This is a genomic window from Acetobacter senegalensis, assembly GCF_001499615.1.
Taxonomy (GTDB): domain Bacteria; phylum Pseudomonadota; class Alphaproteobacteria; order Acetobacterales; family Acetobacteraceae; genus Acetobacter; species Acetobacter senegalensis.
Genome location: NZ_LN606600.1, coordinates 2,744,612 through 2,764,627, shown reverse-complemented (window position 1 = coordinate 2,764,627; position 20,016 = coordinate 2,744,612). Strand labels below are relative to the sequence as shown.

The window sequence follows — 20,016 nt, the reverse complement described above, 5'->3', positions numbered from 1 at the left end:
GCTGCAAAACGCGCGTCTCGCACTATAATTCTAAAAAACAGAAGCGTGCCGTGAGTTTGACGCAAGGCCACCTAACTCCCGACACAATCTCCCACAAGAGGGAAACCGGGCTGATGCCTGATTCCCCTCCTTCTGGTAAAGCACCCTGTTTTCAGGCGGCAAATACTTTGGATATCGCTGCCTGAGCTTCATCCTGAATCGCTTTCAGATGCGCTTCACTTTTGAAGCTCTCTGCATAGATCTTGTAAACATCTTCCGTGCCGGACGGACGTGCTGCAAACCATCCATTTTCGGTCACAACCTTAAGGCCGCCAATCGGCGCATCATTCCCCGGTGCCCGTGTCAGCTTGCTGATGATCTTGTCCCCTGCAAGGGTTTCCAGCGGAAACTGCTCGGGTGTCAGCTTGCTCAGCTTGGCTTTCTGTTCGGGGGAAGCCGGAGCATCAATGCGGGCGTAGTAAGGCGTGCCAAGACGCGCGATGATCTCATGATAATGGACGCTCGGGTTCTTACCCGTTTTGGCCGTAATTTCCGCCGCCAGCAGGCCAAGAATGATCCCGTCCTTATCCGTGGTCCAGACCGTGCCATCACGCCGTAGGAAGGTGGCACCAGCACTTTCTTCCCCCCGAAACCGAGGGAACCATCAAGCAGGCCGGGCACAAACCATTTCAGCCCAACGGGTACTTCCACCAGTTTGCGCCCGATATCCTTGGCAACACGGTCAATCAGGCCACTGCTGACCAGCGTTTTACCAATGCCCAGATCCTTGCCCCATTCCGGACGATTCTGGAACAGATAGGAAATTGCTACAGCCAGATAGTGGTTGGGGTTCATCAGGCCATCCGGCTGCGCCACAATACCGTGCCGGTCTGCATCCGTATCGTTAGCGAAAGCCACATCAAAACGGTCACCCATCTCGATCAGGCGTGCCATGGCATAAGGAGAGGAGCAGTCCATACGGATCTGTCCGTCCCAGTCGGCCGTCATGAAGGAAAATGTCGGGTCCACTTCCGTGCTGACAACCGTGGCGTTCAGGCCGTAGCGGTCAATAATCGGCTGCCAGTACCCCACAGCAGCGCCACCCAGCGGATCAATGCCAATCTTTACCCCGGCATCCCGAATGGCCTTCATATCAATAACGGCATCCAGATCTTCCACATACGGGGTCACGTAGTCATGACCCTTGATGCAGGTAGCCTTTTTGGCCTCTTCATACGGCAGGCGTTTTACATCTTTCATGCCATCAGCAAGAAAGCCGTTCGCCATATCCTGAATGGCCTTGGTAATGCTTGTATCCGCCGGGCCGCCATTGGGGGGATTATATTTAAACCCGCCATCAGAAGGCGGGTTGTGGGAAGGCGTGATCACCACACCATCGGCCAGCCCCGTGGTGCGGCCTTTGTTGTAGGTCAGAATGGCATGGGAAATAACGGGCGTGGGCGTGTAACCCCCTTTTTCATCAATCCGCACATCCAGACCATGTGCCGCAAAAACCTCGATAGCGGATTTCTGGGCCGGGCCGGAAAGAGCATGGGAATCCATGCCGATAAACAGCGGTCCATCAATACCTTCCGCCTTCCGATGGCGGCTGATGGCCTCGCAAATAGCCAGAATATGATTTTCGTTAAAGCTCGTATGGAATGAAGAGCCACGATGCCCGGATGTACCAAAGGACACACGCTGCGTTGGGATCGAAACATCAGGCTTGCGATCATAATAGGCAGCAATCAGTGCTGGAATATCCGTCAGTTGAGCAGAAGGAAGAGTCTTGCCGGCCATAGGGCTGATCTGAACCATTGCTGTAAAAATCCTTACATCTCTACGGGCTATCGGCTAACGCCCGAACTCCTGAATGGCATGCAGAAAACCATGGATTGTGCTGGATGCCCAGAGAGGAGTGGTCCGACAGCAGGAAAAAGCGGGCAGATTCGTGGCCCTTGCCATCACCTCATGCCTTACGAATCACCGTCGCGGTAATGGTCTGGTGCGGTTCAAACCCAAGCGCAGCATACAGAGCGATAGCGGCCATATTGCTGGAATAGGAGTGAAGGAATGGCTGCTCCCCCCTGGCCAGAATACGGCGGGCCACCACCCGCATGAGGAACCGGGCATAGCCACGCCCCCGATAGTCAGGATGCGTGCAGACCCCGCTGACTTCCGTAAAATTTCCGGGTTTCAGCCGCTCACCCGCCATGGCGACCAACCGCCCCTGATCCCGAATGCCCACGAATGCCCCCAGCCGATACGTCTGAGGCAAAAAACGGACCGGGAGCCGTCAGTCTGGCAAGCGCCAGCATATCAGCGGCATCCTCCTCCCCCAGATCACAGTATGAAAGAGTGCTGTCTTCAGCAGGCACATCCCGCGCCACCATCTGAAGGCATTCCGCCGAACGCACTTTTCTGATCTGGGGAGGAAAAACCGCTTGTTCCTTTTCCATCACCCAGAGTTCTGCGCCGTCTGCCAGAGCCACCAATGCGTCCCAGTTTTGCGCACTGTCCTCCCTGACGGCGCCAAACGGACTGATAGCCGGGTCAAAACAGCGCACGACGTCATTGCCCCTTGAGAGCACAGCCTGCCGCCCCGTGAGCGCGTTCAGACAGGCCTGTCCAACACGTTCCGAGCCGCACGCGCTTCACCCGCGGGAGAAGAGGCTTCTGACAGCAGTCGTCTGGCTGTGGTGAGTGCTGATGCCAGTTCCTGCTGCCCTGCTTGATCCAGACGGGTAAGAACGGCCGCAATTTCATCATGCTGGCGTTGATCAATATCCGCGAAAAGCGCCCGCCCCTCCGCCGTCAGACTGATGGGGCGGGAGCGTCCATCCTGACCGGAGCGATCGCGCGAAACCCAGCCGTGCTTTTCAAAACGACTGATCATCCGGCTGAGATACCCCCGATCCAACCCGAGCATGGCCTGCAAAGCGCTGGCCTGCACCGGTTCATTCCCTGCTATTTCCAGCAGCAGGCGGGCTTCTGAAAGGCTGACCCTGCTTCCCAGAAAATGGGCATCCAGCGCGCCAATAAAACGCGTGTAAAACCGATTGAATGTCCGGATGGCGTCTATTGTCTGCTGCATTTCGGCAGGATGCAGGAAGTTAGTTGCTAAAGTCAACTATATTCCCGTCGTTTTCCTTCCGGCCTACGTGGCTGAACTGCCCACACACATCCCGCACAGGATGATGTCACTCTTCCTTTGACAAAACCTGCTCATCGGAGGGCTGATAAAGAGAGAATAAAGCAAGGAAAGGCACACCATGAGGAGACGACATTTTTTATGGGGCAGTTCCGCCTTGCTCGCCGCACCCGCTATCGCTGGCACATCAGCGCCCACCGTGATCTCGCAGCACGAGAACGAGACCGGTGGTCACGTTGGTTTTTACGCAGAAAATACCCAAACTGGTGCAACTCTTGGCTGGCGGACAGACGAACGCTTTGTCATGTGCAGCACATTCAAGGCCTCCCTTGCGGCTTGTGTGCTGGCCCGCGTTGACAAAGGACTGGATACTCTTGAACGCCCGCTCTCTTACACTGCAGCGGATATCGGGGATCTTTACGCGCCTGTCGCCAAGGCCAATCAGGCAAAAGGCCAGATGACCATCCGGGAACTCTGTGCTGGCGCGGTAGAGCAGAGCGATAACACCTGCGCCAACCTGCTACTGACCCACATTGGCGGGCCTTCTGTTCTAACGGCTTTCTGGCGGCATCTTGGGGACAAAACAACACGCCTTGATGATGTGGAGCCCTACCTGAACCGCACTCCACCGGGCGCCATACAGAACACCACCACCCCGCGCTCCATGGCTTTTATTCTGCAGCATCTGGTGTCGGGACCGGTTCTGTCCGCTCCCTCCCGCACTATCCTGACAGACTGGCTCATCAGATGCCGGACGGGCGAACACCGGCTCCGCGCAGGGCTTCCGAACGAATGGAAGATTGGAGATAAAACAGGCAATAATGGCAAGGATGCTGCAGGAGATATTGCCATTATCTGGCCAACCCCTGAAACCAGCATTGTTGTCTGCGCCTACACTCGGGGCGGCCACCCGACGGAACAGCAGCTTTCCTCTGTTTTTGCGGGGATAGGCAAACTGGTGGCAACACGGCTGACAGCCTGACACATCGCGGCAGGCTTCCCGATACAAAAAAACCTGCCTGCATTTTCATGCAGACAGGCTTCCTTCGGGCAATTACCCCGTCCCTTTTACAAGGCGGCTACGCCTTGCAATCAGACTGACGCTTAGGACGCATCACCCTTACGTTCACGCTTCTTGCGTTCGTTCGGGTCCAGATAGCGCTTGCGCAGACGGATGGCAGATGGTGTCACTTCCACCAGTTCATCGTCTTCGATGTAGGCAATCGCCTGTTCCAGAGACATACGGCGCGGCGGGACCAGCAGCAGAGCTTCATCCTTGCCTGCGGCACGAATGTTGGTCAGCTTCTTTTCACGGACTGCGTTCACTTCCAGGTCATTTTCACGGGAATGCTCACCGATGATCATGCCCACGTAAACTTTTTCACCCGCATTCACAAACAGCGTACCACGGTCCTGCAGAGAGAACAGGGAATACTGGGTGGTTGAACCATCTTCCGCAGAGATCAGAGATCCGTTACGGCGACCTTCAATGGTGCCAGCATAAGGCTGATACCCATAGAACAGGCGGTTCATGATACCCGTGCCGCGCGTGTCGGTCAGGAATTCGCCATGATACCCAATCAGCCCGCGAGACGGGATGATGAAGGTCAGACGCACCTTGTCCCCACCAGACGGACGCATATCCTGCATCTGCCCCTTACGCTGAGACATCTTTTCCACGACCACGCCGGAATAGGGTTCGTCCACGTCAATGGTGACTTCTTCGAACGGTTCTTCCCGCTCACCCGTTTCCTCGTTCGTGCTGAACAGCACGCGCGGACGGCCGATGGTCAGTTCAAACCCTTCACGACGCATGGTTTCAATCAGCACGCCAAGCTGAAGTTCACCACGGCCAGCCACTTCAAAAGCTTCGCTTTCCGGGCTGTCAGTCACGCGGATAGCAATGTTGCTTTCCGTTTCCTTGAACAGACGGTCACGAATCTGGCGAGACGTCACCTTCTTGCCTTCACGACCACCCAGAGGGCCGTCGTTCAGACGGAACGTCATGGACAGGGTCGGCGGATCAACCGGAATGGCTTCAAGCGGTGCAGTCACTTCCGGAGACGCAATGGTGTCAGGAATAGTGGCTTCAGACAGACCGGCCACGGCCACAATGTCCCCAGCTTCCACTTCATCAACCGCCACACGGTCCAGCCCACGGAAGGACAGCAGTTTGGTCAGACGGCCAGTTTCCACCACAGAGCCATCAGCCCGCAGCACCTTTACCGGCATGTTGACCTTGGCGCGGCCCTGTTCCACACGGCCCGTCAGCACACGACCGAGGAAGTTGTCGTTTTCAAGGATGGTGGCCGTCATGGCGAACGGCTTTTCCTTGTCCAGCTTGGGTGCTGGAACGTGCTTCAGGATCAGCTCGAACATCGGGCTGAGGTCCTTGCGCGGTCCATCAAGCTCAACATCGGCCCAGCCCTGACGGCCAGAAGCGTACAGCATGGGGAAATCAAGCTGTTCATCATTGGCGCCAAGAGCCGCGAACAGATCAAAGATTTCGTTATGCACTTCGTCCGGGCGGGCATCGCCACGGTCAATCTTGTTCACAACCACAATCGGCTTCAGGCCACGGGCCAGAGCTTTACCCACCACAAACTTGGTCTGCGGCAATGCGCCTTCAGCGGAGTCGACCAGCACAATCGCGCCGTCCACCATGCTGAGAATACGTTCCACTTCCCCGCCGAAGTCGGCGTGTCCGGGGGTATCGATAATGTTGATCCGGGTGTTCTGCCACACAACGGAGGTGCACTTGGCCAGAATGGTGATGCCCCGCTCACGTTCCAGATCATTGCTGTCCATGGCGCGTTCAGCAACCTGCTGATGCTCATGGAATGAGCCAGACTGCTTCAGCAGTTCGTCAACGAGAGTGGTCTTGCCATGATCGACGTGTGCAATGATGGCGATATTGCGGATATCCATGAAAGGTGCCTGATTGTCCCTGCGCGTTCTGCCGCCACCAGTCATGCAAACGGGGCGGTTGAGTTGCGGTATAAAGAATGCTGGCCCCGTTGATAAGCGCCAGCGTGCAGAAATGCACGTAAAATCCTCACAAGGCGCCCAGAACCTGCCAGCAGGCCTTGCTGCTGCGGGCCATAACTGCCCCCTGCCCCACACATTGGACAGCCAGCCAGCTTGGAATTAAGGATCATTCTCAATATATACGTGACTCCTTAGTCCGTCTGAGCAGGATGACCAAGCCTTGCGCCTGAACCAGCTTTCCCTTCGCGCCGCCGGTGTGATTGACCATATAGAAGCCCTCTCCACGCACGATGCCATTGCCCAGCGTCTGGGTGAGCTGGGCTTTGTGCCGGGAGAACCGGTGAAGGTCATTGCGTTCGGCCCGCTGGGGGGAGACCCGATGGCGGTGGAAATCGGCTTTACGCGTTTTGCGCTGCGGCGCTCGGAAGCACACCGTATTGTGTTGCGGGACAACACAGCAGCCACCGCCCCATCCTGCGCAGCCCAACCCCATGAGCAGGCAGCCCCTGCTGCACCCTCCCCCTCTGCCAGCACAGCAGACAGTTCCTCACATCAGGCCCCCGTGGCTGGTCCCCTTGCATGACTGATCTCCCCCCTCTACGCGTCGCGCTGGTTGGTAACCCCAACTGCGGAAAAACGGCCATTTTCAACCAGTTGACGGGCAGTCGCCAGAAGGTTGCCAACTACGCAGGCGTGACGGTTGAACGTAAGGCAGGCCGCCTTGTCACTCCGGCAGGACGCCGCGTGCAGGTAATTGATCTGCCCGGCACTTACAGTCTGGCAGCCACCAGCCCGGACGAAGCCGTAACCCGCGATGTCTGCCGTGGCGTCTACAAAGGCGAACCCGCACCAGATCTGCTGGTAAGTGTTGTTGCCGCCACCAACCTGCGCCTGCATCTGCGTTTCATGCTGGAATTACGGCAGCTTGGGCGCCCCATGATTGTGGTGCTCAACATGATTGACGCCATTCGCAAACAGGGGCTCACCATTGATATCCCCCGCCTGCAGGCGGAACTTGGCGTGCCGGTTGTTAGTGCTGTGGGGATCAAGCGTGGCGGCTGCCAGAATATTCTTGCAGCCCTTGATGCGCCTGCGCCCACGCCCCCAACGCCCCTGCCTGAAGGCACGGACCTGCATGCGGAAGTACGGCGGCTTCTGGCGCTGTGTGTCGCCCGCACAACCGAACGCACACAGCTTTTTGAAGACAAGCTAGACCGCTGGGTGCTCCACCCCGTATGGGGCATGCTCATCCTGTTCGTGCTGCTATTTATCATGTTTCAGGCCGTGTTCTCCTGGGCACAACCTTTCATGGACATGCTCGATAACGGCATGAAATCGCTGGGGGACCATGTGGGAGCCCTGCTGCCAGACGGCGTTTTGCGCAGCCTTGTGGTGGACGGTATTATTGCAGGCGCAGGGACGGTTATTGTGTTCCTGCCGCAAATTCTGATTCTGTTTCTCTGGATTCTGGCACTGGAGGAATCCGGGTATCTGCCACGCGCCGCCTTCATGCTGGACAAGCTGATGGCCTCGGCGGGGCTGAGCGGACGCTCCTTCATTCCCCTGCTGTCCAGCTTTGCCTGCGCCGTGCCCGGCATCATGTCCACCCGCACCATCCAGAACCCCCGTGATCGGATGGTGACCATCATGATCGCCCCGCTCATGACATGTTCGGCGCGGTTGCCGGTTTATGCTCTTTTGATTGGAGCGTTCATCCCCGCCCGGCATATTGCAGGTCTTTTCAACCTGCAGGGGCTTGTTCTTTTCGGGCTGTACGCCGCCGGAATCCTCAGCGCGCTGGTTGTGGCGCGTGTATTGAAGCGGCGCGCCACAACGGATGAGCACCCGTTGCTGCTTGAACTGCCCAACTATCGTCTGCCGGGCCTGCAAAGTCTGTCTATTGAACTGTGGCAGCGCGCACGCATTTTTCTATCCCGTGTAGGCACCATTATTGTCACGCTCAGCGTGCTGATGTGGGCGCTTTCCAGCTTCCCTGCTCCGCCAGCCGGTGCCACAGGGCCAGCCATTGACTATAGTCTGGCTGGCCGCATTGGCCACCTGATGCTGCCCTTCTTCCAGTTCATTGGCTTCAACTGGCAGATCTGCGTGGCGCTCATTCCGGGCCTTGCCGCGCGTGAGGTTGCTGTCAGCGCGCTTGCCACCGTGTATTCGGTCGGTGCATCGGAAGCCGATGCCGCATCCCAGCTTGCGCCCCTGCTTTCGGCCCAATGGAGCCTTGCAACAGCGTTCTCTTTGCTGGCATGGTATGTTTACGCGCCGCAATGCTTCTCCACTCTGGCCGTTATTCGCCGGGAAACCGGTTCCTGGCGACTGGTCTGGATCTCTACGGCCTATCTGTTCGGCATGGCTTACGCGGCCTCTTTTCTGGCCTATCACATCACCCGACTGATCAGCGGATAACAACAGGAGACGTCCTGTGACACAGATTCTACTTGTCGGCCTTGTTGTCCTTCTCTGTGCTGCCTACTGGCTCCAGAGGCTGGCACCTTCCGCCATGATCCCTCTCTGGCGTGCCCTCGCAGGGCTGCTGGTCGCCACACAGGCACTTCCCGGCCTCCGCACCAAAGCGGAGCGACTTGCCACACCCTCCGGCGCAAGCCCCGGCTGTGGCGGATGCAAAGGCTGTGATGATAAAAACGGCGGGTGCCACTAGAACAGCGCGTCTTCTAGCGTTGCAACGCTGTCGCCCCTGAAAACACATCCTGCTGACAGATCAAAAACGGGCTTCAGAATAAAATCAAAGCAAACAGCCTTCATTGTAGCTCTGACACGCTGGTAGCCTGCTAAAAGCGCGCTACAAGGGATCATGTCTTCTTCCTCACAGGGGCGCATAAAACCCCTCTCCGCCACGCCCGTTCTACCCATCGCGTGCTTGCTGGCGGTGGGTATGATTTTCGGTCTGACCTACGGGCTCAGCGCGCCCTTATTCACGCTGGAACTGTTTGACCGGGGTTACGGCGCACAGATCATTGCCGCCAACGCCATGATGCACGCCGTTGGGGTTCTGAGCGTTGCCCCGTTTCTGCCGCGCATTGCAGCCCATTTTGGGCCGCGCCGCCCTCTGGTTCTTGCCCTTGGGGTCATCGCTTCTGTGCTCGTGCTTCTGCCAGTGGTGCCCTCCATCTGGTTCTGGTTTCCCCTGCGGCTGGCTCTTGGCTGCGCCACGGAAATTCTGCTCATCCTGTCTGAAAGCTGGCTGAACCAGATCACAGCGGATCAGACCCGCACACGCACCATGGGCCTCTATAGCTCCATGCTCTCATTAGGATTCGCACTGGGGCCCCTTATTCTTGCTGTGGCCGGGCGACACGGGTTCACGCCCTACGCCATAAGTGCAGGCTTTGTCCTGACAGCATTGGTGCTGGTCTGCATGCCCTGGATGCACGCTCCCGCGCTGAAGCGGGCAACCCATTCGGGGTTGTGGCGCTACATCACCCTAGCGCCTATCGCCATCGGCATTACGTTGCTTATGGCCATGCTGGAGGCCGCAGGGTCCTCCTTCCTGACACTTTACGCCATTCGTAACGGCTGGACCGAGCAGGCCGCCACGCTGCTGCTGTCTGTCATGCTGCTTGGGGCCATTACCCTCCAGTTTCCACTCGGCTGGCTGGGGGACCGTATGAACCGCAGGCACCTGATGATCGGCCTTGGCGTTGCCTCCTGCCTCGGCGCGTTGCTCTGGCCGCTAGGTATCACGCATCAACCATGGGCCTATGTACTTCTGTTTGTGTGGGATGGTCTTTTTGCAGCTATTTATACGCTGGCCATGTCCGTCGTCGGCAGCCGTTTTTCCGGTGGAGACCTTGTCTCAATCTACGCGACAACCTCTGTTGCCTGGGGGCTGGGTGCCTTCATCGGCCCAGAAATGGCAGGTACGGCCATAGACATCAGCCGCCATGGCCTACCTTACTTTGTCTCTCTGGCCTGCGGCCTGTTCACGCTCCTGCCCATTTTCCTCAGGAAAAGTGCTTAAGGCGCTCAGTAACGCACTGGACTGCCGCCTGAGGAGTCTTCTTCCCTACCAACGGAATAGAAGACTGAGACCTCGCGCCCTCTTCTCCCGGCATCCCTTAGTCGCAGGCAGCCACTCAGCACTCAGCACTCAGCACTCAGCACTCAGCACTCAGCACTCAGGCAGGGGCAACGCCCTGTGTGTTAACCTGCAAGCGGTAAAGGGATTCCCCGGCGCACATGAACAGCCAGTTCCGCTTGGGACCGCCAAATGTGAGGTTGGAGACTCCATGTGGCAGGCGGATGCGGCCGATCAGATGCCCTTCCGGATTGAACACGAACACACCGCACAGACCCAGCGGTCCCCCGGCCCCGCACCACAGATTGCCGAAAATGTCGGCCTTCATGCCATCTGGCCCCATCTGCACGCCCTGAAACCGCATGTTGGTAAACAGGCGCGGATTGGCCAATGTGTTATCCTTCTGGATATCAAACACATGAATGGCCTGATCGCCATCATGCCCATTCCCTCCGGGCTGCCGACCTGAGGAGATAGCGTAAAGATTTTTATGATCGGGCGAAAAACACAGTCCGTTGGGGTTAGGCAGTTGGGCCTGTGTCAGCACCGCTTCAATCCGGCCTGAAGGATCCACACGAAAGGTATGATCCGCCTGCCGTTTGTTGCCGCCAATCTCGCCAATCAGTTCTTCACCCAGACGCCAGCGTATCTTGCCATCCGGGTTGGCTTCACCACCCGGTTCATCCGCATGGCCCTCGGTAAAGCCATCCCCATAACCGGGGTCTGTAAACCAGATGCCGCCATCCGGATGCACCACCACATCATTAGGGGAATTCAAGGGGCGACCTTCATAATGGTCCGCAATCACGCGCACGGACCCATCATGCTCCCATCGGATCACACGGCGCAGGAAGTGCTCGCAAGAGATCTGGCGCCCCTGATAGTCAAACGTATTGCCATTGGAGTGGTAGGATTCCGGGCGGAAAACCGTTACCTCTCCCGTCTCCCACAAATAGCGGTACTGGCGGCTGGTTACGGTATCACTGAACAGCAGATAACGCCCTTCAGAAGACCAGGCGGGCCCTTCCAGCCATGTTCCCTGATCCCACACCCGATGAATGGTGGCTGCACTGAACAGCAAATCCCGGAAAGAGCGATCAATAATCACCACATCCGGGTCTGGCGTATAAGACGGCGGCGCGCCCGACCCCCACTGGCGGGGAGGATTGGTCGTGACATCCGGCGGACGCACATTTTCCGTGACATCCGCCACCGGTGCAGCCCCGGTTGCAGCCAGCCCGGCAGAAAGGCACCCCAGCCCCTGTAATAATTTACGGCGCGGCAAGTGTCCGTTGGCTGGCTTCATCCGTTATCTCTCCTGCCTTGTACCATCATGCTGGCGGGGAAATACCGTGTCATACACCCCCTGTCATCCGGTGGTTCCGCACCGCTTCCCAGACCATAGAGCATGGAAAGCCATGCGTTTCCCATTATCAGGGAATTTTTGCCACCCGCAACAGATTGGTGGACCCTGCAACACCAAAGGGAACCCCTGCGGCAATGACAATAGAATTGCCAGAGCTGCCCACCTTGGCCTGTGCAACCACCTCCTGCGCAATCGTCACCATTTCTTCCACACTGGTGCCGTTGCGCCGGTCATCGCTCACAAAAGCCCGCACACCCCATACCAGCGCCATGCGCCGGGCGGCTTCCTTGGTGGGGGTAATGCCTAGCACGAGGCAGAGCGGGCGTTCGCGCGCAATACGGAACGCAGTAGCCCCCCGGTGTGTGTACGCCACAATGGCGGAAGCCTTGAGCGTGTCCGCCACCTGCTGGGCAGCGCTGGCAATGGCGTCCACCACGTAATCTTCTGGCGCAAGGCGGGCAACGGCCATCATGGACTGCCATTCCGGGTCCTGCTCAATGCGCCAGATAATCCGGTTCATGATCCGTACGGCTTCCCGCGGATACTGCCCCGCTGCAGATTCAGCAGAGAGCATGACGGCATCCGCCCCATCAAACACCGCCGTCGCCACATCCGATGCTTCGGCACGGGTAGGCGTGGGGGAAGAAATCATGCTTTCCAGCATCTGGGTGGCAACAACCACCGGCTTGCCCAATTTGCGGGCCAGACGAATAATCCGTTTCTGGGCCAGCGGCACGTTTTCTGGCGGAAGTTCCACCCCCAGATCTCCACGGGCCACCATAACGGCATCTGTCAGCTCCAGAATGGCTTCCAGATTATCCATGGCCTGCGGTTTTTCCAGCTTCACCAGCAGGTTGGCCCGATCCCCGATCAGGGCCCGCGCCTCGCTCACATCTTCCGGCCGCTGCACGAACGAAAGCGCGACGTAGTCCACTCCAAGCCCCAGCGCGAACGCCAGATCACGCCGGTCCTTTTCTGTCAGGGCAGGAATAGGCAGCGTCACATCCGGCACGTTGACGCCTTTGTGGTTGGAGAGAACGCCCCCAACCTCAACCCGTGTATCCAGCCAGTCCGGCCCCACCTGCTCCACAATCACGGCCAGTTTGCCATCATCCATCAGCAGGCGGCTGCCGGGCTTGGCGACGGCAATAATTTCCGGATGCGGCAGACGGACGCGCGTTTCATTCCCCGGCTCATCCGAGAGGTCAAAACGGAACGGGGCTCCCGGCTTTAGCGTCACCTTGCCTTCAGCAAAATTTCCTACACGCAGCTTAGGGCCCTGCATGTCTGCCAGAATGCCAATGGGTTCCCCCAGTTCCGCTTCCACCCGCCGCACAATGGCATGGCGGGCGGCATGGTCCTCATGCGTGCCGTGAGAGAAGTTGAAGCGAAACACATCTGCCCCGGCCTGAGCCAGATCACGGATTGTCTCATAATCGGAAGAAGCCGGGCCGAGCGTTGCCACAATCTTTGTACGGCAATGCAGCGCGTTTGTTGTAGGCATGATTTATCTTTTTCCTTATCCGCCCGCCACCGGTCTTCAGGAAGGTGAGATCGCTTCCTCTGCGTCCACACCCCAGATCGCACGACGGGATATCCAGCCGGTGTACTGCTTGACCGAAACCTTGCACCAGTCCGCACCAGCCGCACACTCTTTAACTGAGCCGACTGTACCCGGTTTCAGGATCGCCACAACCGGGGCATCAGTCCGGGCGCTGGCATAAAGCGGTACCGCTCCGGCAATAGACTTGGCATCATCAGCCGTCGCCACAGTGCCCAGCACGCGCGTATCCATATGACCGGAGGGTGGAATTTTCACACCATTTTTATCTGTTTTTTCGGGAATAGGGCTTTCATCGCCGGGTGCCTCACCCGGAATCAGGAAGTCCCGACCACCAGAGATGGTTGCCTGCTGAACCCAGCCTTTCTGCCCGGTAGGATCTTCAACCAAGCGCCACACGTCAAATTCGCGCTCAATACGCATGGGCATGCCACGGCGATGATACACCCATAGAATGGGGAAGCGACGGCCCGGCCCGGCCCGCATATTCACTTCATCCGCCCGCAAGGAGGCATAACGGGGCAGAGGTAGCCCTGTTACAGAACCTTTCGGGGGTTCAGGCGGTGTTGCCTCTGGCGGTGGTGCGGCATCTGCGGGAGCCGGTGCGGCAGTGGCCGCAGCCCCCGCGGCTACACCAGCGGCTCCGGCTGCAATGGCGGCCTTGTGTTTGTCCGCGCCATGATGAACTGCCGTTGCGTGATGCGCCTTGGCCTTTGCATCATGCGTTTTGGTCTCATGATGTGCCGCTGCGCTGTGCGCATGCTTGGCTGACGCCGCCTTCTGAGTGGAGGCATCCTTCGCTGCTGCCTTTTTAGCCGCCACTTTTTTTCTGGCAGCAGCATCATGGGCCGTAGAAGCCACATGCGCTGGGTGTTTATGGGGGGCTGGCTTTTTTTCAGCCGCCACGGCACCAGACAATGCAACCATGCAGCCTGCAGCGCAGGACAGCAAGTGAAGCCGGAACATTGAAGACAATCTGAACATCATGGCTGCATCCCTGCCAAGAGCGGGCCATTGCGGCAAGAGGTTTGCACATCGCCCCGCTCTGACACCCTCCTCCAAACCCTGTTGGTCCCTTAGAAAACAGCCAAACGGGCTGTACCGGCCTGATCCAGAAAAGTAGGAAGCCCAACCACGGCCACGCCCGCCAGAAGGGCCTGCTCAGACACAGACATGGCTTTCAGCCCGGAGTCGCACACCATCAGGGTGACATCATCAAGGTCGGTCAACGCGGTGCGCAACGTTTCCAGCCCGGCAACCCCGGCTTCCTGCCGCGCTGCATCGCGCTCGGGCTGTTCAAGACCGTCCCATTGCTCACAAAAGGCTGTCACCCCGGCACCCATGCCAAACAGAAGAACCGCCTGCCCCAATGCACTGGCTGTAACCGCCAGCATCAGCGCAGCGTGCACCCGCTCATATCGCGCCTCCACGATCATGATGGCCAGATCACACCCCCCTCCTTCCGCATAGGCCGCCGCTGCGGACAAGCCGGACACCCCTGCCAGCGGCCCGACGGCCCCGGAAGCATGAGAACGGGGCGGCGTGTGGGAACCGGTAGAAGACGTGCTCATGCGGAAACATCCTGCTCGGCGCTGCAAACGGGGCATGTGGGGTCCCTTTGCAGGGCAATGGTGGTAAAGCGCGTGGCAAGAGCATCCCACATCAGAAGGCGTCCGGCCAGTGACGTGCCAAGCCCTAGCAGTTCTTTCAGGGCTTCTGTGGCCTGCAACGTTCCCATCACCCCTGTAACGGCGCCAAAAACTCCGGCCTCCCCGCAGCTCAGCCCGTCTGCCACCCCATCTGTTTCCGGATAGAGACAATGATAACAGGGGCCACCCTCCCATGGACGAAAAGTGGAAAGCTGCCCCTCAAACCGCTGCACGGCAGCAGACACCAAGGGCTTGCGCGCCCGCACACAGGCGGCGTTCACCAGATAGCGGGTGGCGAAATTATCGCATCCGTCACACACCAGATCATACCGTTGCACCAGATCATCCACCACGTCAGCCGTCAGCCGCATGGGCCACGTTTCAATGGTGACTTCCGGATTAAGGGCTTCCAGCCGGGCGCGGGCGGAGTCGACCTTCCGTGCCCCGACCGCATCAGTCACATGCACAATCTGACGCTGAAGATTGGAAAGCTCGACGACATCATCATCCACAAGGCCAATCCGGCCCACCCCGGCCGCAGCCAGATACAGCGCTACGGGAGAGCCCAGTCCGCCCGCGCCGATAATGAGCACGGAGGCCGCACGCAGGGCCGCCTGCCCCGTTCCGCCCACTTCGGGCAGCAGAATATGCCGGGAATAGCGCTGAATTTCGGCTTCAGTAAATTCAAGCGCCATCAGTCTGTTTCCTTTCCAGAACAAGGTCATGGGCTCTGCAACCCGAGTTTTCCCGCGTTTTAAGAGGTCAGGACGGCTGTGTCATAATCTTGAAAGAAATATGACAAATTAGTCATGAAACTATGCATGGGTGACATGCGTCTGCTATATGTGAATTACCAATTTAGCATACGAGGATTGCATAGCATGATTGCCCTCACCACATCCGGACGCCCTGCCCGGTTAGCCAGTCTGCCTTCGCGCCAGACCGCGCGAAAAGTGTGTGTTGGTGCCTCAGCCGCAGCCTTTGGTCTTTATCTCGCATCCCCTTTCGTCACACTCTGGACGATTGGAACATCCCTCCAGTCTCATGACATGACCTCCCTTGGTCAGGTTATCAACTGGGGATCACTTGATGCGTCCATCAAACATCAGGCGCTCTCTGGTCTCAACCTGCTTCAGCCTGCATCGGATGATCTGCCGGAATTTGGCTCGTCCTTCGCCACCACGGCCGTTTCCAACGCAGTTGATATCAATGTCTCTCAGGCCAATCTGGGCACGTTGGTAGATGAAGCCATGCCCGCGGCTCTCCCCGCCAAGCAGGCTGCGCCCTCATTGGGCACGTTGATCAGCAAAACCTCGTTCCGCTTTGCACGGCTGGACCAGTTTGAGGCCTCCGTGCCTCTGCCTGGTCATGAACGGGAAACGCCCCTGAAAATCGAAATGCGGATTCAGGGCTGGCGCTGGAAGATCACAAAAGTGGACTTCCCCGTAGCGCGGCAACCCACCATGACCGCCTCGGCCACGCCCTCCAACGCCTGAGACCACCGCTCTCCTGTAAGGGCGGTTCAGCCGGGCGTTCGCATAACACCGTCTGATGACCTCATTAAAAAAGGCTGCACGCTCTGAAGCCATGCAGCCTTTTTTTGCCTCTGGTGCCTACACACCCTGCCTCAGCAGGGTGAGAGCCTCATTTTTCGGCCGGAAGATCTTCTTCAAGCAGAACCATGTTGATGGCGTAAGAGACTTCACCTTCATCATCATCGCGATGAATGGTACCAATCACTTCACCATTTACAGCCAGCTCAACAGACATGCCGGCACGCGGGGGCTTGTTGACCGTAAGCCCAGCAGATCCCAGCAGACGGCGCAGGGCAGTTTGCAAACGGGCGATTTCAGAAGGAGAAGGTGTGCTGCCGCTCATGGGGACTCAATCCTTGGGGTGGGGTTTAGAGTTCAAAGTCAGATCATACACAGCTACGGCAGAAACCACCGTGCCGCCATGGTCGGGAGGTTACCCTGATCTCTGACGAATTGCGCCTGCTATAGAATAGCCTGCCCTCCTGCCGCAACCTTTCCGTTTAAGCGCCTTCTCCGCGCCATTTTCCGGCGGCTATTCTTTCTCAAGTGTTTCATCGGGCCCTGAGCAGTTTTCCCACCGTCAGCGCCCTCACGTTCAGGAAAGGAGACCGGTATCATGCGTCTTGCCCGTTTCTCGGCCCTCCTCCTGCTTCTTGCCGGAACAGCCGGGGCCTTCTCCCTTACCCTTCAGGATCGCCCTCTTCAGGCTGTCCCGCATCAGACACCCGATTCCTCTTCCACCCAGCTATTGCACATGATTGAAACGGACGGCGCGCGCCAGACTGCGGAGACACTGAACAAAACGCACAAATGGTCTGAGGTGAGGCAAGCCGTCAGCAGCGGGCAGCCTGACAGTGCCCGCGTCATCCCGGCCCTCATGCCGCTGGCGGACCCTTCCACCGCGCGCTCCCTGCGCTTGGCCCTGCGTTACGCCCTGCCCGCGCATCCGGCTGCTGTACTGGCCTCCACCACACAGGCCAGAGACCCCAATTTCAGTACTCAGGCCGTCTGCTCGCCGGAGGGTATGCCGCGTAGCTGGCGCATGCGGGCCAGACAGGCCGTGATGGCTATGCATGACATTCACTTTTCCGTGCGCGCCGATACATGCCTGAAGGCCTTGGATGGCCCTATCACCCCATAGAAATTACTATCGGGCTTACGCATTCCTTTGTCCTTTTTTTGCCCCCGATCCGCAGAAGAGTGGGCTTTCCGGCCTGCATTCTCTGTCATGCTGGTATCGAAAAATTTCTTTAATTTTTATTTTTCACACGTAAACGCGAGATGACATTCTGCTCATATAGTCATACCTATGATGCAGATCAGAAAAAACCAAAGAGCATAGCCGGTGTTTTCACCTCACTATGCCACCCCATTCTAAGGTCATCGTGATGCACAGCGTTTTCTACCAGATTGAACGGGCTTTTCCGCCCGCCTTTCCTTCTTTTTCCCCGCTGTCTTTTTCTCGCGCTGTCCTTTTCCATGCATTTGCGCGACTTACGCCCCTCAGGCCCAGAAGCCTCCGGGCACACGTCTGACTGCCGCACAGGCTACCCAGACCGTACAGAGCCAGTTCCTTCAATAAACAAGCAAAAATACGGAACGGCTCTCTTTCCCAAACATGTCAGTTCAAAGTTACGAACCATGGAAAATATCGGCTACGCGATTCCAAAAAAGACTTTTTGGAGTGTGATGTCCTCTTCCCTCACGCCAGCGCCTCTCACATCTTTTGGCTTTCTTGCGGCCATGGCCTGCATTCCGGTTGCAGCACATGCAGCGCATGCGCCAGAAACGGCGCCTAATGCCGCCATCATGCAGCACCCCCATACCCCCACGTCTCATCCCGCCAGTAAAACAAGCACGCTGGCAGACCCCCATGGGACCACGCCAGAACATGAACACCCCGAGCCCATGAAAAAACCGGGCTTTTGGGACAACATGCTCCTGCCTCCGCTGACCAGCCGACCGGAAGCCTACGGCCAGCCGCAGTCTCTGGAACTCAAACCTCTGCCCTCCGCATTGCTGCATCAGGGGCCTTGGGGGGTGTTCAATGCCAATACGGGCGCTGCGGCAGGGTTTGGCACCGTGGGTTATTATGCTGTTTCCCGCTGGGCGGAGGATTGGTCTTCGCTCCGGAACAAGCGTAACCGTATCGATGCGCTGGACCCGCTGAAATACATCCCGTTCAATGATAGCGGCTCCATCTATCTGAGCCTGAGCGGTAACTTCCGCCATCACGGGTTTTATGACCAGAAAGCAGGGTTTGGTACGCTGCGCACCAGCCCGGCCTATCGATCCAACCTGCGCTGGAACGCGGGGGCAGACCTGCATCTGGGTGAGCATGTACGGCTATATGGTGAACTGATGAGCGCCCAGGCGGGCGGCATAAACTACTTTGGTTATGCTGGTGGCCGCTGGCGGAGCAAGCTGGATGCCCAGCAGGCGTTTGTTGAAGTGCGCGGCCATATGCTGGGGGCCACCATGGGCGCCATGGTGGGGCGCATGACCTTTCTGGATGCCCCACCATACGTGACGGCTGGCGCTGTATATCCCACGCTTCCCTACTCCTGGAACGGGCTGCGCGGTTATGCCTTCTGGAAGCGTTTCCGCTTTGACATCTTTGACCTCAGCCTCACGAACAACGCCCCGCCCGTTGCCTTTCATGATCAGGTGGGGTGGAGATCCCGGCTGTTTGGGGCGTACACATCCTACGCGCTGCCCAACTTCAAGTTCATGAACAGAAACAGCCAGGTTTTTGTTGATACATTTTATCTGGGCTATCTGCTGGCCAGCAACCCGATTGCCGCGCGCCAGGGCACCATTGCAGGGTCCACCCATCGCGATACCCCCGGCATGCGCCTGTGGGGCAATGCTGGCCCCATTGAATTCTCGCTGGGTGGCATGTGGCAGGGCGGCGAATTTCGTCCCGCCAACAACGGTCGCACCCGCCCGGTATCAGCCTACTCGTTCAACGCCACTGTATCATGGCGCTTTGCCAACTGGTGGGGGCGGCCAGCCATCGGGATTCAGGCGGACGATATTTCCGGTGGAGACACCCGCAAAAGCCAGACCAGTAGTTGGGGCAACTTCCTCTCTCCATATGTGCCTAGCGCGTACTATCTGGATCTCAGCACGTATATCGGCAACTCGAACCTGATTGATGTCGGCCCGATCGCCACGATCGCGACCAGCCGCAACACATCCTTGCTCATGAAAGTGCCCGTTATCTGGCGCAGCAGCGTTCATGACGCCATTTATTCCAACCCCACGGCACCTTACTCGTTCCGGCCAAGCGGCGCTTATACCGCCACCATGCCACAGGCCAGCTTCACATGGCGTGCCACCCGACACGTCACATTCAGTATAGACGGAGAATATGCCTTCGCCTCCAAATCCCTGATCAAGGCAGGGGCATCGTCAGGTGCTTTTGTGCAAACCAACCTGGAACTGACATTCTGATCGTATCAGCCTGATACACATCAGACTCTCCGCTAACGGTGAGACCAGAAAACCGGAGAACTGACTCATCGGGTTTCCTCCGGTTCACCCTGTCCGCAAAAGACCTGCTGGCTCTGCCTCGCAGGTCTTTTTTTGTGAAAGAAGACTTCCTCCCTCGTATCATGGGTACGCGGGGTCTTACCTCAGTCTCTCCTCCAGCCAGTTGCCTTCGCGCTTCATTCAGGGGCAGACAAGCCCGCTCAGGCATCGTATCGAGAAGGTTATGAAAAACGGCCAGCAG

17 protein-coding genes and 2 pseudogenes are annotated in these 20,016 nt (G+C 58.0%); 8 read left to right on the top strand and 11 right to left on the bottom strand.

Annotated elements, in window-relative coordinates; all coding sequences use genetic code 11:
• Nucleotides 1–151: 151 nt before the first annotated feature.
• From pgm to ASN_RS12870, 4 genes and pseudogenes are all read right to left on the bottom strand, one after another.
• Nucleotides 152–1,797, bottom strand: a pseudogene (gene pgm / locus ASN_RS12880) (phosphoglucomutase (alpha-D-glucose-1,6-bisphosphate-dependent)).
• 151 nt (nucleotides 1,798–1,948) lie between these two features.
• Nucleotides 1,949–2,194, bottom strand: coding sequence for a GNAT family N-acetyltransferase (locus tag ASN_RS20275; RefSeq protein WP_231948212.1), 246 nt, complete (start codon nucleotides 2,192–2,194; stop codon nucleotides 1,949–1,951).
• Nucleotides 2,184–2,546, bottom strand: coding sequence for an RNA-dependent RNA polymerase family protein (locus tag ASN_RS20270; RefSeq protein WP_231948211.1), 363 nt, complete (start codon nucleotides 2,544–2,546; stop codon nucleotides 2,184–2,186). The genes ASN_RS20275 and ASN_RS20270 overlap by 11 nt, the downstream gene beginning before the upstream one ends.
• 47 nt (nucleotides 2,547–2,593) lie before the next feature.
• On the bottom strand, nucleotides 2,594–3,109 hold the full coding sequence (locus tag ASN_RS12870; RefSeq protein ID WP_197603288.1) for a MarR family winged helix-turn-helix transcriptional regulator: 516 nt from the start codon (nucleotides 3,107–3,109) through the stop codon (nucleotides 2,594–2,596).
• 142 nt (nucleotides 3,110–3,251) lie between these two features.
• Here ASN_RS12870 and bla point away from each other — a divergent pair, with 142 nt between their 5' ends.
• On the top strand, nucleotides 3,252–4,112 hold the full coding sequence (bla, locus tag ASN_RS12865) for a class A beta-lactamase (protein ID WP_058988414.1): 861 nt from the start codon (nucleotides 3,252–3,254) through the stop codon (nucleotides 4,110–4,112).
• Nucleotides 4,113–4,234: 122 nt separating this feature from the next.
• Here the strand turns inward: bla and typA are convergent, their stop codons facing one another.
• On the bottom strand, nucleotides 4,235–6,058 hold the full coding sequence (typA, locus tag ASN_RS12860; RefSeq protein ID WP_006557490.1) for a translational GTPase TypA: 1,824 nt from the start codon (nucleotides 6,056–6,058) through the stop codon (nucleotides 4,235–4,237).
• Nucleotides 6,059–6,338: 280 nt separating this feature from the next.
• Here typA and ASN_RS20265 point away from each other — a divergent pair.
• The 4 genes and pseudogenes from ASN_RS20265 to ASN_RS12835 form a co-directional block, all read left to right on the top strand.
• Nucleotides 6,339–6,566: pseudogene (locus ASN_RS20265) on the top strand (FeoA family protein); the annotation flags it as partial.
• 131 nt (nucleotides 6,567–6,697) lie between these two features.
• Nucleotides 6,698–8,539 (top strand): ferrous iron transport protein B, encoded by a 1,842-nt coding sequence (feoB, locus tag ASN_RS12845; RefSeq protein WP_058988411.1) that lies wholly within the window; start codon nucleotides 6,698–6,700, stop codon nucleotides 8,537–8,539.
• Between the two features lie 16 nt (nucleotides 8,540–8,555).
• The gene (locus tag ASN_RS12840) at nucleotides 8,556–8,792 is read left to right on the top strand and encodes a DUF6587 family protein (RefSeq protein ID WP_045543001.1); all 237 of its coding nucleotides are present in this window, start codon (nucleotides 8,556–8,558) and stop codon (nucleotides 8,790–8,792) included.
• Between the two features lie 153 nt (nucleotides 8,793–8,945).
• Nucleotides 8,946–10,112 (top strand): MFS transporter, encoded by a 1,167-nt coding sequence (locus ASN_RS12835; protein ID WP_082666684.1) that lies wholly within the window; start codon nucleotides 8,946–8,948, stop codon nucleotides 10,110–10,112.
• A gap of 157 nt (nucleotides 10,113–10,269) precedes the next feature.
• On the opposite strand, the gene ASN_RS12830 is transcribed toward ASN_RS12835, so the two are convergent.
• The 5 genes from ASN_RS12830 to ASN_RS12810 form a co-directional block, all read right to left on the bottom strand.
• Nucleotides 10,270–11,475, bottom strand: coding sequence for an SMP-30/gluconolactonase/LRE family protein (locus ASN_RS12830; RefSeq protein ID WP_058988410.1), 1,206 nt, complete (start codon nucleotides 11,473–11,475; stop codon nucleotides 10,270–10,272).
• A 127-nt stretch (nucleotides 11,476–11,602) separates the two neighbouring features.
• Entirely contained in the window at nucleotides 11,603–13,039 is a 1,437-nt protein-coding gene (gene pyk / locus ASN_RS12825) for a pyruvate kinase (protein ID WP_058988409.1), read from the bottom strand.
• A 36-nt stretch (nucleotides 13,040–13,075) separates the two neighbouring features.
• Entirely contained in the window at nucleotides 13,076–14,083 is a 1,008-nt protein-coding gene (locus ASN_RS12820; RefSeq protein ID WP_058988408.1) for an SH3 domain-containing protein, read from the bottom strand.
• Nucleotides 14,084–14,172: 89 nt separating this feature from the next.
• Nucleotides 14,173–14,667, bottom strand: a complete 495-nt coding sequence (locus tag ASN_RS12815) for a DsrE family protein (protein ID WP_058988407.1) — start codon at nucleotides 14,665–14,667, stop codon at nucleotides 14,173–14,175.
• On the bottom strand, nucleotides 14,664–15,440 hold the full coding sequence (locus ASN_RS12810; protein WP_058988406.1) for a HesA/MoeB/ThiF family protein: 777 nt from the start codon (nucleotides 15,438–15,440) through the stop codon (nucleotides 14,664–14,666). The genes ASN_RS12815 and ASN_RS12810 overlap by 4 nt, the downstream gene beginning before the upstream one ends.
• 186 nt (nucleotides 15,441–15,626) lie before the next feature.
• On the opposite strand from ASN_RS12810, the gene ASN_RS12805 reads away from it, so the two are divergent.
• Nucleotides 15,627–16,241 (top strand): DUF2939 domain-containing protein, encoded by a 615-nt coding sequence (locus ASN_RS12805; protein ID WP_006558601.1) that lies wholly within the window; start codon nucleotides 15,627–15,629, stop codon nucleotides 16,239–16,241.
• Nucleotides 16,242–16,389: 148 nt separating this feature from the next.
• Here the strand turns inward: ASN_RS12805 and ASN_RS12800 are convergent, their stop codons facing one another.
• Complete coding sequence (locus tag ASN_RS12800) at nucleotides 16,390–16,623, bottom strand: DUF3126 family protein (RefSeq protein ID WP_006558600.1); 234 nt, start codon at nucleotides 16,621–16,623, stop codon at nucleotides 16,390–16,392.
• Between the two features lie 273 nt (nucleotides 16,624–16,896).
• Between ASN_RS12800 and ASN_RS12795 the strand changes: the two genes are divergently transcribed.
• On the top strand, nucleotides 16,897–17,421 hold the full coding sequence (locus tag ASN_RS12795; RefSeq protein ID WP_058988405.1) for a hypothetical protein: 525 nt from the start codon (nucleotides 16,897–16,899) through the stop codon (nucleotides 17,419–17,421).
• Between the two features lie 548 nt (nucleotides 17,422–17,969).
• Entirely contained in the window at nucleotides 17,970–19,736 is a 1,767-nt protein-coding gene (locus tag ASN_RS12790) for an alginate export family protein (protein WP_405055284.1), read from the top strand.
• The last annotated feature ends 280 nt before the right edge of the window (nucleotides 19,737–20,016 follow it).